Raw genomic sequence first — 17,781 nt, forward strand, 5'->3', positions numbered from 1 at the left:
AACTTCCCTCCATGTCTTTGTTGTTCAGCCCTTAATCCCGCCTGCGCTTATTCCTTGGAGCAATTGCTTTTGTCCTATCACATATAAAAGAATCGTTGGAATCAGCACTAGGATCAGCGCGGCAAAAAGTGCACTCCAATCTGTAGCATAACGTTGAACCTCAAAAAGATTGGCTAAACCTACTGGCAATGTTTTTTTGCTATCACTTTGAATTAAGACCAACGCCAGCGGATACTCATTCCAAAAGCCCATCGCTGCCAGCATACAGACCGTCACAATACCCGGTTTAGCAAGCGGCGCAACAATTCTGACGAGCACTCCCGTGTTGCCACAACCGTCAATCTTAGCGGCTTCTTCATAATCTCTAGGGATGGACCGCAGAAATCCACTTAATACAAAGATGGCAAAGGGAAACTGCAGAACAGCATAGATTAAACTGAGCATCCCGCGATTGTCCAACATCCCGAACGAATTCACCTGAAGAAATAGAGGAACCATAATGTAGGAGGCTTGCAGAAAAATACAGGCCATATAAAGGTTAAGGATTAGTTTGGAGCCCCAAAACTTAAATCTCGTTAAGACATAAGCCATAGGAACCACAAAAATAACTAGAATCGCCGTGGATAACACCACAAGAAAGATAGAGTTCAGGAAATAACTCCCCATCTTGGATTTCTGAAAAGCGCGTACATAGTTATCAAAGTGTAAGGCTTGTGGTAAGGAGAAGGGGTCGGTTAGAAATTCCGTATTGCTTTTAAATGAAGCTAAGAGATTCCATACAAACGGATATAACAAAACAATGGTGGCTACAATCAGAAACAGCCGCGTGATCCAGTTGGCAATATTCATTTTTATAAGACTCTGTTGATTGCTCGTCATCCTTCTCCCCTACCCTTCTGCTCGATTTGTAAGTAGTCTGGACAGAAAAGAAAGCACAAAGGCGAACACCAGCGTAAAAATAGCAATAGCCATGGCATAACCAAAGTTCGCATTTTGGAAAGCTTGCGTGTACATGTAGTGGAGTAAAACAGTAGTTCCACCTGCCGGACCACCGCCAGTCATTACAGTTACAACTATAAAACTTAAATTGATCGTACCTGCCAGGGACAACACAAACGTAATGCCAATAATATCTTTTAGCAGAGGGATCGTAATGCTGGTAAGCTTCCGGAAATATCCCGCACCATCAATAGTCGCCGATTCAAACACATCCGCAGAAATCCCGTCAATCGCAGCGATATACATGACCATATAATAACCAACCGCTTGCCAGATCAGTGTAACGGCTACACACCACAATGCTGTTCGGCTATCTCCAAGCCAAGGTCTGCTCAGTTGATCTAATCCGATGCTCTCCAGAATATTATTCAAAATGCCCATGTTGGGATGAAACACAAAGGACCAGATAATTCCGACTACCGTCAAAGAGATGATACTAGGGAAAAAGAATACGGTTCGGTAAAATCCTCTTTCCTTCAGCTTCGTCTGCGTTAATAGAAAAGCAAGCACCAGCCCAAAAATCAATGTAATTACTGGCACAACCAGCATCAGTTTAAATGTATTGCTCAGAGCTTTGAGGAACATCTCATCTTGAAACATATATTTATAGTTATCCAAAAAGATAAACTTGTTCTCATCACTCATCCCGGTGGCATCCGTAAAAGACATAAAAAATGCCCGAAAGGTTGGAATAATCATAAATACGAGGGTTAACAAGAGCGTAGGAATCGTGCATACCGCTATGAATAGCTTAGGATTTCTGGTTTTCGCTGTCCTAATCTTTGATTTTCTCTGTCTAGGAGCTACTTCTGCCAGCTGCATTTCAGACATCTTTCTCACTCCTCTTCATACAAAATGCATCCCGTTCATAGATAACCTTATCCATTCCTAACAGGATGCATTTGCATGAGATACTATAGATTATTTACTAGCTGCTTTCTCTTTACGAATCTGTGCAAAAGCTTTTTCCACATTATCCATCCATTGATCCGTGGTCATCTGGCCTGTCATCACTGGTGTGACCGTATTCTTGAACATTTCAGTGACTACACTAACCTTGGAACCCTTCGGTAACGATTGCCAGCCCTGTAGAATAGAAATGGAACCATTATAAGCCTCAAACATGTCATAGACACCTTTAGTTAAAAATGGCTTAGACAGCTCCTTCGCATCGTTAAGCGCATACGCCCCATTCGCTTTTTCCGCGAATAGTTTCACAGACTCATCGGTATATAGGAACTTCAAGAATTCCTTAGCGAGCTCAGGATTTTTAGCCTTAGCAGGGATGGAGAATTGCTCGTAGCTGGAAAGCACATACTTCTGATCACCTTTATTGAACACAGGTACTGTTGTCATCCCAAATTCAAACCCATTTTCTCTAGGTGAATCCTTCATTTCATTTTCCATCCAGTTGCCGTTTACGATAAACAAAGCTTTACCCATCATCATATCGGTCTGCGACTGTGTATGGTTCAAGGCAACCGTGCCGTCCATCAGATAACCGTCTTTAGAGATTTTATAGAAAATATCCAGTACTTTTTTGATCGTGTCGTTCTTAAATGAACCTTCTTCATATGCAAAGACTTTATCCAGCGTTTCTTTCCCCCCCGCACTGGCAATGGCCGGGTAGAGAATTTCCTCCAAATAATCCGGATAGATGCCTTGATAAGTGAATAAAGCCCGCTTCGTTTTAGTTCCATCTGCATTAACCAGGTAGTTCTCCTCTTTGTTCAGCTCATCACCTAAAGCAAAGAACTCCTCCCAAGTCTCAGGAACACTCCAGCCTTTTTCTGCGAACAGTGTTTTATTGTAAATCAAGCCCATCGGTCCAGCATTAAAAGGTGCGAGATACGTCTTTCCATCTTGATAAGGCTGAAATCTTGTACTGTCCAGCATCCCCGGAAGAATCATGTCCTTAAGTGTCTCCTCTTTATCAAGCGCTTTGCTTTCAAATACATCGCTGATATCTAGCAGTCCTTTTTCTTTAATTAATGAAAGCACGATGCCACTTTGCTCTGTATCTGTAACAGACAGGAAGTCGGGAGGATTACCCGCAACAATCTGCGGCCGGATTACTTCACCAACTTTTGGATTAATCGTCATGTTCACTTTCACACCTGGATAAGTACTTTCGAATTTGCTGACAATTTCATTCCAATAATCCGCACCATATCCCCCTTGGAATACAGCAATACTAAGTTCCTTGTTATCAAAATCTTTAGCAGGTTCTTCTTTAGTATTCTCGGCGTTCGTTGTACTTGTAGCTTGCGCTGTGCTCGCAGCTTTCGTTGAATCCGATTCATTAGAGGCAGCAGGTTTATTATTGCTGTTCCCGCAGCCGAGCAACCCCACACCTAGCAGCATTACTGCTAATAATGTACTCATAGTCTTTTTCATAAACGCCCTCCTTAAGATATTCTTGTAAACGCTTTTTTAATAATCTAAGTATAGAAGGATTTACGCTATATTTACATTTACAATACAAACCTACCTATGTATTATCTTATCCATCTTCCAATGCGAGCTCGTATAAGCTTATTCATCAGGGTCACATAACCTGTAAACTTAGCCGTTAACGGAATGGATAATATTATCCATTCCATAGATTATTCTCACTTTTCGCCGCTGCATATATATTCCATTGTTCTTTTTATGTTAACTTGTAAGTAAAAGATAGTGAATGGGAGGTCATCCACCTGAGTCGACGTAAAGGGAAGCTGCATTTTCCTAATCCTCCGCAAATCATGCGCAAGGTTAAAATTCAAAATCGCTTAACCGTCATTTTCTTAATCGTTTCTGTGATCCCAATCATCTTTATAGGTTTCTACTCCTACACCATTTACTCCAAATCCATTAACAATAAATTAAGTAAATCCACATTTCAGGCTTTAACGCTGCTTAATCGAACGATGTTAAGTGAACTTAACAACTATCAATATCTTGCAGGCTCTGTTTCTACCAATAGTATTATTCAGGAGCGTTTATCGGCAGCACCAAATGAACCCGCTCCTAGCAATGCTGCCATTAATCATGCCATGGACAATTTATATAGAACCATCTACCCCGGATATGTCCAGAACGTTCGGGTCATCGACGCCAAGAACCAACCTATCTATGAATTAGGCTACGACGGCATCCCCAATCCTAAGTATGAAGAAATTATGAAACAAGTAGAGCTGAATGCCCCTTATGACAGTCTTAACTACGTAAAAAGCTATCGCGCTTACAATACCATTGTCCTGGGCCGGAAAATTTTTGATCAAGATGACATTGGCGTTCCCTTAGGTCATGTGTTTGTTTTTATTGGTGGGGAGTTATTTTCAAAAGTCATTCTTTCCAGTGTGGATTTAGGTACAGGTTCCAGTCTCCTTATTATGAATAGGGAGGGAAAAGTAATGTCCTCGAATCAAAAGGATACTCCGCTAGGAGAACCCTATTATAAAGATGAGCTTTTTAAGCAAATCAAGACACAAGAGGCAAAGAAAAACCATTCCTTCCAAGGCATGGTCAATGGAAAAATGCAGCAAATCTCTTATATTAACAATAATCAATTAGGCTGGTACATGATTTCTACCGTCCCCTTCTCTTATATCAATTCAGAGACAAGTAAAATCACCACTGGACTACTTATTGTTGTCAGCATCATTGTAGTCGTGTGTATTCTAATTATTATCGTATTGTATAAAAGCATCCTGAAACCAATCAAACAAATCATCGTCTTCTGCAACCAAATTTTTTATGGTGATCTATCGAGTCGGATCGAAGATCACAGCAACGATGAAATGGGCGTGTTGGCCAATAGAATTAACAGCATGGTCAGTAGAATGGAACAGCTGATGAAGGATCAAAAGAAAGATCTGAAAAGAAGACGTTCGCTCGAATTGCAAATGCTGCAATCGCAAATTAATCCTCACTTTCTTTTTAATACACTTAACTCCTTACGATGGCTGGCGATGATTAACCAGGTTCCCGTCCTTAGCGACGGCATCTCCTCACTAGCTGAATTGCTGCGTAGTACCATTATCGATCAAGATGAGCAAATCACCATCAAGCAGGAGCTGAACAATCTGGATCATTATTTTGCCATTCAAAAAATACGTTATGCCGACAGGTTTGACATTGAATATGACTTGGATGAGTCTTTATTACAGAGCATGATCCCCAAGCTCATCCTACAGCCGATCGCAGAGAACGCGATTCTTCATGGGGTTACAGATATAGGAGGAAAAGTTCTAATCCAAATTAAGGTATACGCAAAAAATGAATATACCCTTATTATTGAAATCATCGATAACGGAAAAGGGTTTGACACCACCAAATCAGAAAAGGCTGACAATCTGTCGGGTATCGGAATTTCAAATGTGGCCGATCGCATTAAACTTCAATACGGTGAGAGTTACGGGCTGTTCATCACAAGCTCAATGGGTCATGGAACCTGCTGCCGCCTGATTATCCCTATACAAACATACGAACTTAAGGGGTGATACTATGTATCCTATGTATAATGTAATGCTAGTGGATGACGAACCGATTGTTAAAGTTGCGCTCAGAACCATGATTCCATGGGAAGAGCTTGGATACATGATCTGTGCTACTGCCTCTGACGGAGTTGAAGCCTTAACACTTGTAGACAAGTTTAATCCCCATATCATCATTACAGATCTCAAAATGCCTAATATGGATGGTTTACAGCTGATAAAAGAACTGAATAACAGAGGGTTTGCAGGAAAAATTCTGGTGGCCAGCAACCACGGGGAGTATGAGTTAGTTCGTGAAGCCTTAGTGCTTGGTGCTATAGATTATATGCTGAAGATTAGTATGAAAACAGGGGATCTGATCTATTTGCTGGAGAAATCTACGAAGCTAATTCAAGAGCAGCTTCAATCTAGGCAGCAGCAGGAGACCCAAACTCAGTTATTGCAGCACAATTTAAAAAGTGTGAAAAATGCGCTTCTAAAAGATTATTTCACCGATCCTTATTACGATGTGCGGCAGCTTGAGCAGCATGATGCTATAACGTTCGCTTTCAGCGAAAGCAGCTGTTATTTATTCTACATTACTTTTGAGCAGAATAACGCCACCCATAACGAAAGACAAAATCACATCTCCGTATCCTTTATTGAAAACATCATCTTAGATATCTTGGAGACCGTAGATCAGTTGGAAATTATTCAGCTTGAATCTAATGGGCTGCTGCTTCTAATCTCCTGTGATACCTTAGACGATCATCAAATTATCCGCACAGACTTTATCCAGAGGGTCATTCGGTTAATCAAAATGTATATTTCTATCACCCCTACCATTGTTTTTTCTGATCCTGTACGGGGATATGCTGAAGCAAAACGAACCCTAGAACGATGTAAAGAATCCTTGCTAATTCAATTTTACAACGAAATAACGATTATAGATCCAAAGGATGTCCATTTAAAGGATACGCTGGACTTCGAGGATGTACATGATTTCTCAACGCAATTAATTCAGAACTGGAAGCTTTCAGGGGTTGAAGCCGTTACTCAAGCAACTCAGCAATTTCTTGACATCTGTAAATCCAAGCAAATTAATCCTGCTGAAACCAAAAAGTTCATTGTAAATTGTCTGCATTATCTTCCCTTATGCGATGCCCATCTCATTGTCGAGGATCCAAAGCTTTTGAAGAACTATATAGAAAATATCGCCAGCAGTAAACGTACCACTGACGTTCTATCTATAATGGAGCTTGTGTTCCAATTATTCTCCCATCAAAAGCAACAGATCGTAACTACACACAATAGAGATGTTAAACAAGCGATTGACTATATCAACACACATTATCAGAAGAAGCTGACCTTATCTCTGATTGCCAAGCATGTCAACTTAAGTGAGAACTATCTGTCCAGAATCTTCAAAGAAGAAGTGGGGCAAAGCATCATTCACTACATTAATACTGTGAAAATGGAAAAAGCCGCAGATTTAATACTTAAAGGGAATCCGTACATTAAAGAAATTTCCACGCAAATCGGTATACACGATCAATTTTATTTCACCCGGTTATTCAAAAAACACTTTGGTGTTAATCCTAGTGAATATAAGAATCACGTTCAGGCCACGCTTGGTTCAGGAAATTAAGACCATTCCAACTCTTTTTATTGGAATGCGGTTCCTGATTTTATGATCCTTTCACAACCTGAATGAACCCTTCTTTAGGTGCAAATATGGAATTAAACAACAATTCTTTTGTTTAACCGCTCCAGCTGCAGAAGATGATGACGATAGTGCATTTCAATAAGTAGGAACCATTCCTCCGCGCATAATCCACCGAATCGCGGGTGAGAAACGGTATTTTGTTTGGATGCTTTCTCAAGAGAGGGTTCGATCTCTCTCATTCTTTGGATGACTGTACGTAACCCTTGAATTAATTGTTCTTTGCTCTCCGGCTGCTCCGGCGTATATTGGGCGGAAGGCGGAACCTGAATACGAATGGGCGGAAAGCTTCCTTGCGCAAATATAGCCGCACCATCCTCAGTTTTCCCCACATGAGCTACTAAGGGATCTTGGTCGAGCACAAGGCATTGATCAATATTACGAAGCTGCATATACAGCGCCGAGTTAATGTGATGCTGAAACATCTGTCCGATGGACCACTCGTTTTCACTCGGCTTTTGCTTCAGCTGCTCCAGATTGAATCGCTCCAATTCTTGAATATAGTATGTCGCAGTTTCTTCAAATCGTTGTAAGGCTTCTTTTGTTGTAATCATCATATATCAGCTCCTGTAGTCATTGATGGTCCAAGTATACAAAAACGCTACTGACAGCGTTATGTCAGTAGCGTTTTAACATTATTTCTATTTCATTTCTAACCTGATCACGGAAAGATTCGGGCTCCAGCACAACCATACCGCCTCCCCAGCCAAGCACCCATTGCAGCAATTCCCCTGGCTCGCGAACGCGAAAAGTAACAAGTAACCCCTCCGCATGCTCCTCAATAGTTTCCATATAGAAATTATTTGATTCCCTTACCTTATCGGCTATGTCAGCTTGGACTAAGATAAGCACATGAACGTTGCGATCATCAGGAGGTTGGTATACCTCCAGATGAAAATCTGCTGGCAGTATAAATTCATCTTCCAGATTAATAAGCTCCCTCATTCGGGATAACCGGAAATGACGGATGTCTTGACGCAATTCACAACAGGCGATGAGTACCCATGACCCGTGATGAAGCACAAGTCCATAAGGAGCAACCGTACGAACACTTTGACGGTTCCCATCGGCTTCGGCGATTCTTTTGGAATAACGAAATCTTATTTTCCTTCCCTCCAATATCGCTCCACGAATGGCTTCCAAACATGCCTTCTCTTGTATGGGTGCTATATCTTCTACGGATGCAAATAAACGAAAACTTTTGCGAATCTGTGATGCTTCACTGCGGATGGCTTCCGGCAGGATAGCTTCTATCTTTGCTTTAGAACTTCTAGCCTTATTACCATAGTGTGCATCAAACCGCTGCTCGATAAAATCAGTTCCGATAAGCAATGTCACTGCTTCATCCAGCGTGAAACTAACGGGTGGCAGGAAATACCCCTCGATTAAGGAGTAACCCTGCCCTGGCGCTCCTATAATGGATACGCCCGCTTCACTCAGTGCCTGAATATCCCGATAGATCGTTCTTACGCTCGTTTCAAACCTAGCAGCCAAATCCTCCGCCCGCAACATTTTGTTACGCTGCAGTTCAAGCACTATAGCTAACAACCGGTCCATTTTGTTCATACGACTCCCCCTCCCCGAACAATCTCATCAACAGCTCGTCGATACCCACCCGAGTTCCGAAACGATTCACTGATATTGGAGACAGCTTTTTTATAAGATAAATCGCTTAATACATGATCTACGGCTTCTCGTAGGTGATTTGCAGTTAAACTTTGCATTTGTAACTTAATGCCTGCTCCGACATGGACGACTTGCTTCGCAATTATTGGCTGATCCGCACTTTGTGGAATTACAATTAGCGGAACCCTGTAATAAAGCCCTTCATTGATACTGTTCATTCCACCATGTGTAATAAATAACTTTGTGTATTGCAGTATATCCGTTTGTGGAACATAATTTTTCACGAAAAAGTTTTGCGGAATTTCCCCTAAATCAGTGATTTGGACTTTATCTCCAATTGACATCACAATAGTGTGCTCCGTGTTCCCCAATGCTTCAAAACAAAGTTTATAGTATTCAATGGCTTGGTTAAAAACTGTGCCGAGTGAAATGTAAATTAGACTTTTCCCCTTAATTGCCATGAGATCGAATTTTTCTGGAGCTAATCGTGAAGAGATGGAGGGTCCTACAAAGATATAAGACGGGTCAAAAGCTTCTCCCTCAGGTTGAAACTCCCTAGTTGTATAAACGATAGTAAGTGGGGCAGGATTACAAAACACTTCATAAGGGGATTGGATGTCCACATCATATTTGCCCTTCACCATTTGCGTCAAGCTTTGGAATTTATCCTTTATAGGATTAGTTACTTCTGCAGGGACTGTAGTATAAAATCGTTCTAACATGTCATCGAATGCTGCTTTTGTCTGCGCAAAAGAAGTACAGGAGCTAATGGCCGGAAGCTTAAGAATTTGAGCTAGCAAACGTCCACAACCAAACATAGAATCATGGATGATGTAATCAAAATGCTCCCCTTTGATCTGTTCAAGAACGCTTGGAATAACTATATCTGCCGTAAGTAAAAGGCCGTTGATTCTTTCCAGTACATAATTTCTTCCACCTGAGATAAAAGCTTGTATAAATTTCTGATCGTCAAATGTTCGTACTGTAGCCCCCGTCATTTCCATACGCTCTCTGTAAGCTTCTATACAAAAGTACACTACCTCTTCGCCACGCGAAATAAGCTCTTCCACAACGCCAATCGTGGGATTGATATGTCCCTCTGATCCACCATTAATAAATAACACACGCGCCAATTGTAATCCTCCTTAACTATAAATCATTTTTATATTAGATATTATAAACATTAATTTTACTTATATCGCTCTAAAAGGGTATAGTAATATAGGCTTTAAAACCATTTTAATAATATAGAGTATACCCTTATTAGAGGAGAGATCATATTGGAAAGAGTAGTTGGAACAGTTGTACGTGGACTTCGCGGACCTATCATTAACAATGGGGATAACATTGAAGAAATCGTAGTTCAGACGGTATTGAATGCAGCAACAGTCGAGGGTTTTTCGATCGAAGATCGTGACATTGTGACCGTAACTGAATCCATTGTTGCTCGGGCACAAGGAAACTATGCGACGATTGACAATATTGCTGCTGATATAAAGGGGAAATTCGGCGAAGAAACCGTAGGTGTTATTTTTCCAATCCTTAGCCGTAACCGGTTTGCTAACTGCTTACGCGGTATTGCCAAAGGGGCACAAAAAGTAGTCCTAATGTTAAGCTATCCAGCTGATGAAGTAGGCAACCACCTTGTAGACATCGACGAACTAGATGCTAAAGGTATCAATCCATGGACGGATGTATTAACAGAAGCTCAGTTCCGTGAGTTTTTCGGCTATATTAAGCACCCATTCACAGGGGTTGACTATATTGAATATTATAAAGGTTTAATTGAAGCTGAAGGTGTGGCTTGTGAAGTCATCTTCTCCAACAACCCAAAAACCATTTTAAACTATACAAAAAATGTATTAACTTGCGATATTCACACTCGCTTCAGAACCAAACGTATTCTCACAAACAACGGTGCTGAAAAAGTATTTGGCTTGGATGATATTCTTACACAATCAATCGATGGCAGCGGCTTTAACGAAGCCTATGGTCTGCTAGGATCAAATAAAGCAACAGAAGAAAGTGTAAAGCTATTTCCAAATAACTGCCAGCCTATCGTGGATGGTATCCAAGCAAAAATCAAAGAAATGACAGGTAAAACTGTAGAAGTTATGGTTTATGGCGATGGAGCATTCAAAGATCCAGTCGGAAAAATCTGGGAGCTGGCAGATCCAGTTGTCTCCCCTGCTTACACCGCCGGACTTGATGGAACACCAAATGAAGTAAAATTGAAATACTTGGCCGATAACAACTTCTCTCATCTTCGTGGTGAAGAGTTAAAACAAGCTATTTCTAAATACATCCAGAATAAAAATGATGATCTAGTTGGTGCGATGGAAGCCCAAGGGACTACACCTCGTAGATTAACTGACCTGATTGGATCATTATCTGATTTGACTTCTGGTAGTGGCGATAAAGGAACACCAATGATTTATATCCAAGGTTATTTCGATAACTACACAAAATAAGAGTAGTACAACAAAGGGAGTCTCTAAACGAGGCTCTCTTTTTTACTTTCTGGGTTATAATAAAAGCAAACAGCGGCATGCGGAGGATACTATGAACATAAGAAGGATTAAATATTTTATAGATCTCGTGGAATGCAGAAATTTTACGGAAACAGCTAAAAAGAACTATGTATCGCAGACCACCATTAGCCAACAAATCGCCGCGCTTGAAGAGGAATTCAACATTCAATTGATTGACAGAAAGCAGATCCCTATTGAGCCAACCAAAGCCGGATGGCTTTTCTATGGCGAAGCCCTCATCCTCTGGAAGCAATATAACCATATGAAGATGAGCATGGAAAACTTTCAAAAGTATAATACGCAATCCTTGAGTATCGAATATGCGGCGATGACGGATATCCAAAGTTTGTTGAAATTGATTCCCTCGTTTCAGGATCATCATCCGAATATTAAGCTGGAACTGAATAAAGTATTGCTAAAAGATATTGCAGAATACTTGCAAAAAGGGATTTACGACGTGGCTATTGCCTTTGATTCCGAGTTTCAAGGAAAAGAGGACATTGTAACCTATCCCTTGTATAAGGGACGTTATTGTGCGGCTGTGAGTCACCACCATCCCCTGTTTCATCATGAATCGATCGCCAAAGAGGAGTTATATGAACATCCACTAGTCATGCTGAATCCAACAGCTATTGGAAACTCTTATCATCTAATGATCCAGCATGCAATTGAAGACGGCTATCAGCCGAACATTCTTCGAACCGCAGACGATGTGGAGACAGAATTGTTTTATATCATCACGGAGAATTTGATTGGCTTTTTCCCGGATAACTATCAGCTCGCTTATCTTCAAGATGAAGTCCGGCTAATTCCCTTAGATGATTCACACCATACCTTTGCAATCGAAGCAGGTTATCTCAAAAATAATACAAACCCGGCCTTGCCTTCCTTCCTGCAACAAATCCAAATTGGATTTAGCAATCGACCATAAGTTTTATGCGTTAGACTATGTTACTTTTTTCACATACTATAAGGGTATAATTCATTTCAACAAGGAGTGACAACGATCATGGGTAAATTATTGTTGACTGGTGTCGATGGAAATCTAGGGAAGCAAGCTGCGGAATATTTGTTGGAGCTGATAGATAAAGACCAAATCATTTTTTGCGCTTACGATCCAGCATGTTTGAAAGAATATGCGGAACAAGGGATTGAAACACATGTGACCAACTTTAATAACAAGGACGGCCTTGCCGAAGCTTTTGCTCATGCCGATAAACTCGCTCTAATCTCCATGCCTTTTGTTGGAGAAAAACGCCAAAATGCACAAAAACATGTGGTCGATGCTGCCAAAGAAGCTGGAGTCAAACAGATCATTTATACTTCTCTAGTAAACGCAGCCGATGAAAGCAATCCAAGCGTAGAAAAAATCGACCATGTGTATACCGAACGTTATATTCAAAGCGTTGGGCTAGATTATATCTTCCTTCGGAATTCCCAATACGCGGAAGCCATGATTACCAATTACTTCACGTATGTGAAGGGTGACGGGGTATTAACAAACAATCAAGGTGACGGTAAAATGGCTTATATCTCGCGGAAGGATTGCGCAAAAGCCGTTGCGTATGCCCTAGCCTCCAATAATTATCAGGAAGCGATTCTAAATATCAACGGACTTGAATTGATGACAATTACCGATTTCATTAAGATTGGTAATGAAGTAACGGGCAATCATATCACCTACAAAGAAAACACGGATGAAGAAAATTATGCCGTATTCGAAGCAATGGGCGTGCCTAGAACCACCGACGGTGCATTTAAAGAAGGCTCCGAAGCACCCTTTTCTTCAGAAGGTATGGTTACTTTCGGACAAGCTATTCGTGAAGGAAAAATGGATGTTTATACAGACGACTTCAAACAACTTACTGGTCATGACCCTCTGACCGTGAAATATATGTTTGAACATGCCGATGAATTCCAGGTTGGCGAAAGACACTCTAAAGACAATTAAAAGCTGACACTCTTACTTCTTAGGCTAAATCACCCCCGTTTATTAAACGGGGGTGATTTCTTTTATACTGAGCTTGGCAAAAAAACTCCGTAAAGCTCAATCATATGCTCGCCCTGGAGATAATTAGGGAATTCCTCCCTTATTACCAGAGGATTCTGGTCATCAGACTAATAATCAGGGAATTTCTCCCTGAAATTCGACTGATTTGATGGTAAATCTTGATATTGCTCTGTTTTTAGGGAGTTATTCCCTAATTTCATTCATTTAGAGCAATTATCGGCTTTTATTAGGGAGGTTTTCCCTAATCCTCCGTCACGGTATAGATAGAACTCGCCAAGTATATCGGTATGCTCACTGTAGAACAAAATACACCTTTAACCGTACGGATAAACATCCGAATGGCTAAAGGTGCTTTATCTTTATCTCTGTCTACTTTTTAATTAAAGTTAGTTCCAGATCTCTTCAGCAATTTCTTTAATATAAGCAAGCTTACGCCATTGCTGCTCTTCTGTCAGGTGGTTGCCTTCTTCCGTAGAAGCAAAGCCACATTGCGGGCTAAGGCAAATCCGGTTTAGATCAACGTATTGCTTCGCTTCCTCAATACGCTTCAGAATATCTTCCTTGCTTTCAAGCTCACCAAATTTGGATGAGAACAGACCTAACACAACCTGCTGATTGTCTTTCAAGAAACGCAATGGCTTGAAGTCACCTGCACGTTCGGTATCAAACTCCAGATAATAACCCGAGTAGTTATTGATATTAAGAAGCGTTTGCGCGATAGGCTCGTAGCCTCCACCTACTCCAGCATAAGTCGAAACATAATTGCCCCGGCATACATGGGTCGTTACAACAAGGTCTTCCGGCAGACCAGTTACAACTTCCTCATTCAATTTTGCAAGTTCGCTTGCATATTCAGCTACGTTCACGCCAATCTGATTCATAAATGCTATAAACTGTTCGTCGCAAAGCGCTCCCCACGTACAATCGTCGATCTGAATACTGCGGCAGCCCGCTGCATAGAAGGCCAGAATCGATGCTTTGTATGCTTTGGCAATATCCGAGATAAGCTCTTCGCGATTCGGGTATAATTCATTTGTGCTTTCCTTGTTTTCCGCCCGATCTAGCTCGAACAGGAATTGTGCAGCCGCAGGAATCGATTGACGCGCAACAACGTCCTCACCAGCAGCACCTTTTAAAAATTCATAATGCGAAACAAAAGGATGGCTGCTGTAGCTTATTTTCCCGGTCAGTCGGGCTGTTTCTGGTCTGGACTCTGCACCGTTAAATTGGTAACCTTGGTCAATAATTGTCCGATCTACACCGTCAAGTCCCCAGAAGAAGTCGAGGTGCCACCAAGAGCGGCGGAATTCGCCATCGGTTACTGCTTGAAGACCCACCTCTTTTTGTTTCTGCACGAGCTTAACGATTTCGTCGTTCTCTACTTCCTTCAACTGCTCGGCAGTAATTTCACCATTCTTGAATTTTAATCTAGCATCTTTCAACGCTTGGGGGCGCAGGAAGCTGCCCACGATATCATATCGAAATGGAGTAACGGTTCGTTTTTGGGGTACGGTTTGAATGCTCATATATTAATCTCCTCGTAAACAAATTATTAGAATAAATATAGCATAACCGACTGACTAAACCGATCTACCAATGAGCTATGACAGGTTATAAGTATTAACTATAGCTAGATTCAGCGTGATAATTAGAAGGGCATGATAAAAAAAGAAGAGGCGCATGAGTAGCGCCTCTTTCTTAATAAATCATATCGACGGATATTACATAGTAATTAGACTCCGCAGTCACCTCAAACCCAATCGACTGATAGAGGGATAATGCCTTTCTATTTTGAGTGACCACGCCAAGACGAATCTGGAAATCCCTCTGATCTCGCAAGATTTTAACTACCTCTGAAAGAATTTCACGTCCGTATCCTCTGCCTTGACACGAAGGAAGCACACAAAAATCATGTATAACCGCTGTATTTGTATCTAAATAATTGACTCTGATCATCCCAACCGGAATCATGTTGTCCACAGCAATGTAAGTAATCCGTGCCGGTTCTCTTGTACGAGTTAAATAATTCCTAGTCCAGGACTCTGAATCACCAAAAGCTTGTGATGAACATTTAACCATGAACTCTAAATCCTGATCTTCTTCTAATCGCACAGCTAAACCGGAGTGGCTTGATCCAGCGATTTGTGCCCGATTAAAAACCATGAGGAATTCAGACGGTGCAGCACTTGCCCCTAAATACCGTATATAATCCATCCCTGATTCAGAATTAGAAGGTATCCTAAAACGGCAAGTTTGTATGCCTTGCATTTGCATATCTGATGCGGCACTTTTCAGTAAGTCGTGGAATACACCTTGGCGACGAAAGTCCGGGTGAACCATTCCGTTAATATTAGCTTCGATGCCATCCGAAGTATACCAACTGAGAAATCCGACTAATTGGTTATCGATCTGGCACAAGAATGCCTCATCTCCGTCTATCTCCTTAAGGCTTTCTATACCCACCCTCAAACTTGATCTGTCGGACGTCTTGCAAAGATGTTCTAATATGCGGATTTGATCAATCGATTGCTTTGAATAGTCTTTCATTGTACTAATTTTATATTCTTGCATCTAGTACCCTCATTAAGAAGGAAATACGCAGTTTATGGACGAGTAGGCGTTATCCTTCTAAATTCTGTCCACCTAATGATAGTTACCAATGGAACCGCCTCCTAAAAGTCAATGTCTTCACTCTAAACCAGGGTAATCATAAAACAAACCTTATAACTAAAAAAATGATAGCAATTATAGCCACAACGATCAACAGATTGGTTACCTCACTCCAGAATCCTGGAACGCCTTCAGTATGATATTTTTGCGCATTTACATCATGGTTTGCTTTATGGCCTGCAGGGTCCGACAAATTGGGATTAGGTCCTGAATTAAAAAAGTCAGACATAAATACAACTCCTTCCCATGAATATAAACCATATTATACCAGTTCATTGCCATTTTAACGACAACTTAATGCCACCTTCAATATATCGTTTGTCGGAGGCTCTTAGGGAGATTTTTGACAACCATATCGTAAGAATGATCAATCATTAAATAGATATCCGACTCTGGTAAGGAGCCATCCAAAACAATCGTATTCCAGTGTTTTTTGTTCATGTGGTATCCTGGCCGAACGCTCTCATGCTGCTCTCGCAAGTTCCCTGCAATCACCGGATCACATTTTAGATTTATGTAAGCATAATTCCCCTTATTCTCAAATATAAGCGCGAACATTTTACCGGCAATTTTGATCACCATTGGATCGAAGCCGAAAGGAAAATCCTTTGTTGCTCCATTCTTTTGTAAACAGTATTCGATAATATTATGGGTCAAAATCAGTCCCTCACCTTCTTCATTAAAACGAATCCTGTATACCTTATATCAAATATTATAACTGAAATAAACCTAACACTCTTGCCCTTGGCAAAATGAACTCGTGAGTAATCCTTTCAAGTGCACGAAACCTGAATAACCTTAAATACGTTAAAGTAATATACAAATCTACAGGAGGTTTTTATAATGAGATACAGTGCTGCAGGCGCACCAATAACCTGTCCTTGCTGTCAAAACGATACCTTTGATCTGGATTATAAACTGCTTAACACAAGCGGCGCATCATTTTTAGGCTTTGACTGGGCGAACAAAAACGCTGCCATCCTTATTTGTAAGCGATGCACCCATATTTCATGGTTTATGAAAGAACCAACATCTGATTAGTGTTTGGTAAAAATAAAGTATTAGACTGGATCCATTAAAACAAGCAGCGGCGGACCAAGACTTGATAAATAAAGTCTTAGACTGCCGCTGTTGTCGTTCCAATAACGTTCCTCGTGAGCGTAATCACCTTAAGTGACAAGGTCATCTTACCGTCTGGTAAACGAGACCTATGGCTCCAGAATCAAAGGTCTTGTTTTCGATTAGCTTAAGATTTCTCTTCTCCTTGAGACCTTGGAATAATGGCAATCCCTTACCGATCAGGACGGGAGAAACCGTAATTTTATACTCATCAATTAAATCAAGCTGCATAAGGTGGTGTGCGAATCTAGGACTGCCGAGGATGACCATATCCTTGCCGGGCTGCTGTTTGAGGTTATTGATCTCTTCCTCGACAGCTTCTTTCACGAGTCTGGAATTATTCCATTCGACTTTCTCCAGCGTCGTGGAAAAAACGATCTTAGCTGTCTTTTCGATCCACTCGGCATGATTCCGTTCATGCTGCGAAGCTGATGGGTTCGAAGGGACAGATGGCCAGTAACTGTGCATCATCTGATAAGTCCCACGTCCCCAAATGACAGTGTCGGCAGTACTCAGAATTTCTTTCGCATGGTTCTCCAAATCAGCATCGTAGGAAACCCAGCCAATGTCCATTTCACCATTCGGCCCTTCTACAAAACCGTCAAGCGATGCGTGAAGAAATAGAACGAGTTTTCTCATTTTCAG

17 protein-coding genes are annotated in these 17,781 nt (G+C 41.1%); 6 read left to right on the forward strand and 11 right to left on the reverse strand.

The features are described from left to right. Positions 1-24: 24 nt before the first annotated feature. The 3 genes from NSQ50_RS22060 to NSQ50_RS22070 form a co-directional block, all read right to left on the reverse strand. Positions 25-879: a carbohydrate ABC transporter permease gene (locus NSQ50_RS22060; RefSeq protein ID WP_051491266.1), complete on the reverse strand. Its 855-nt coding sequence runs from the start codon at positions 877-879 to the stop codon at positions 25-27. Positions 880-888: 9 nt separating this feature from the next. Continuing rightward, complete coding sequence (locus tag NSQ50_RS22065; RefSeq protein WP_235219487.1) at positions 889-1,830, reverse strand: carbohydrate ABC transporter permease; 942 nt, start codon at positions 1,828-1,830, stop codon at positions 889-891. A 90-nt stretch (positions 1,831-1,920) separates the two neighbouring features. Beyond that, on the reverse strand, positions 1,921-3,396 hold the full coding sequence (locus NSQ50_RS22070) for a carbohydrate ABC transporter substrate-binding protein (protein ID WP_036683041.1): 1,476 nt from the start codon (positions 3,394-3,396) through the stop codon (positions 1,921-1,923). A gap of 347 nt (positions 3,397-3,743) precedes the next feature. Between NSQ50_RS22070 and NSQ50_RS22075 the strand changes: the two genes are divergently transcribed. Both NSQ50_RS22075 and NSQ50_RS22080 read left to right on the forward strand, forming a co-directional pair. Beyond that, positions 3,744-5,483, forward strand: coding sequence for a cache domain-containing sensor histidine kinase (locus tag NSQ50_RS22075; protein WP_036683043.1), 1,740 nt, complete (start codon positions 3,744-3,746; stop codon positions 5,481-5,483). A gap of 4 nt (positions 5,484-5,487) precedes the next feature. Next, a complete protein-coding gene (locus NSQ50_RS22080) occupies positions 5,488-7,104 on the forward strand; it encodes a response regulator transcription factor (RefSeq protein ID WP_076098610.1) in 1,617 nt (538 codons plus the stop codon). Between the two features lie 92 nt (positions 7,105-7,196). Here the strand turns inward: NSQ50_RS22080 and NSQ50_RS22085 are convergent, their stop codons facing one another. The 3 genes from NSQ50_RS22085 to NSQ50_RS22095 form a co-directional block, all read right to left on the reverse strand. Beyond that, a complete protein-coding gene (locus tag NSQ50_RS22085; RefSeq protein ID WP_076223622.1) occupies positions 7,197-7,730 on the reverse strand; it encodes a DinB family protein in 534 nt (177 codons plus the stop codon). A 67-nt stretch (positions 7,731-7,797) separates the two neighbouring features. Then, positions 7,798-8,745 (reverse strand): helix-turn-helix transcriptional regulator, encoded by a 948-nt coding sequence (locus NSQ50_RS22090; protein WP_076223587.1) that lies wholly within the window; start codon positions 8,743-8,745, stop codon positions 7,798-7,800. After that, positions 8,742-9,938 (reverse strand): macrolide family glycosyltransferase, encoded by a 1,197-nt coding sequence (locus NSQ50_RS22095; RefSeq protein ID WP_076148253.1) that lies wholly within the window; start codon positions 9,936-9,938, stop codon positions 8,742-8,744. The genes NSQ50_RS22090 and NSQ50_RS22095 overlap by 4 nt, the downstream gene beginning before the upstream one ends. 147 nt (positions 9,939-10,085) lie before the next feature. Between NSQ50_RS22095 and NSQ50_RS22100 the strand changes: the two genes are divergently transcribed. The 3 genes from NSQ50_RS22100 to NSQ50_RS22110 all read left to right on the forward strand — a co-directional run bounded on the left by NSQ50_RS22100 (position 10,086) and on the right by NSQ50_RS22110 (position 13,287). Continuing rightward, on the forward strand, positions 10,086-11,276 hold the full coding sequence (locus NSQ50_RS22100; protein WP_038572605.1) for a coenzyme F420-0:L-glutamate ligase: 1,191 nt from the start codon (positions 10,086-10,088) through the stop codon (positions 11,274-11,276). Positions 11,277-11,367: 91 nt separating this feature from the next. After that, positions 11,368-12,267 (forward strand): LysR family transcriptional regulator, encoded by a 900-nt coding sequence (locus tag NSQ50_RS22105; RefSeq protein ID WP_036683054.1) that lies wholly within the window; start codon positions 11,368-11,370, stop codon positions 12,265-12,267. 78 nt (positions 12,268-12,345) lie between these two features. Then, complete coding sequence (locus tag NSQ50_RS22110) at positions 12,346-13,287, forward strand: NAD(P)H-binding protein (RefSeq protein ID WP_076223589.1); 942 nt, start codon at positions 12,346-12,348, stop codon at positions 13,285-13,287. A gap of 446 nt (positions 13,288-13,733) precedes the next feature. On the opposite strand, the gene NSQ50_RS22115 is transcribed toward NSQ50_RS22110, so the two are convergent. The 4 genes from NSQ50_RS22115 to NSQ50_RS22130 all read right to left on the reverse strand — a co-directional run bounded on the left by NSQ50_RS22115 (position 13,734) and on the right by NSQ50_RS22130 (position 16,674). Next, positions 13,734-14,873 carry a 5-methyltetrahydropteroyltriglutamate--homocysteine S-methyltransferase gene (locus NSQ50_RS22115; RefSeq protein WP_076098609.1) on the reverse strand — a complete coding sequence of 380 codons (1,140 nt, stop codon included), beginning with the start codon at positions 14,871-14,873 and terminating at the stop codon, positions 13,734-13,736. A gap of 172 nt (positions 14,874-15,045) precedes the next feature. Next, positions 15,046-15,810: a GNAT family N-acetyltransferase gene (locus tag NSQ50_RS22120; protein WP_176462640.1), complete on the reverse strand. Its 765-nt coding sequence runs from the start codon at positions 15,808-15,810 to the stop codon at positions 15,046-15,048. Positions 15,811-16,054: 244 nt separating this feature from the next. Continuing rightward, positions 16,055-16,246: a hypothetical protein gene (locus NSQ50_RS22125; RefSeq protein ID WP_036683062.1), complete on the reverse strand. Its 192-nt coding sequence runs from the start codon at positions 16,244-16,246 to the stop codon at positions 16,055-16,057. Positions 16,247-16,323: 77 nt separating this feature from the next. Beyond that, positions 16,324-16,674, reverse strand: coding sequence for an MmcQ/YjbR family DNA-binding protein (locus NSQ50_RS22130; RefSeq protein ID WP_036683066.1), 351 nt, complete (start codon positions 16,672-16,674; stop codon positions 16,324-16,326). A gap of 186 nt (positions 16,675-16,860) precedes the next feature. Between NSQ50_RS22130 and NSQ50_RS22135 the strand changes: the two genes are divergently transcribed. Next, positions 16,861-17,058, forward strand: a complete 198-nt coding sequence (locus NSQ50_RS22135) for a hypothetical protein (RefSeq protein WP_036683067.1) — start codon at positions 16,861-16,863, stop codon at positions 17,056-17,058. Between the two features lie 141 nt (positions 17,059-17,199). Here the strand turns inward: NSQ50_RS22135 and NSQ50_RS22140 are convergent, their stop codons facing one another. After that, positions 17,200-17,775 (reverse strand): dihydrofolate reductase family protein, encoded by a 576-nt coding sequence (locus NSQ50_RS22140; protein ID WP_038572611.1) that lies wholly within the window; start codon positions 17,773-17,775, stop codon positions 17,200-17,202. Positions 17,776-17,781: the final 6 nt, after the last annotated feature.

It is taken from the genome of Paenibacillus sp. FSL R10-2788, assembly GCF_038003885.1.
In the GTDB taxonomy this organism is placed as follows: domain Bacteria; phylum Bacillota; class Bacilli; order Paenibacillales; family Paenibacillaceae; genus Paenibacillus_AQ; species Paenibacillus_AQ odorifer.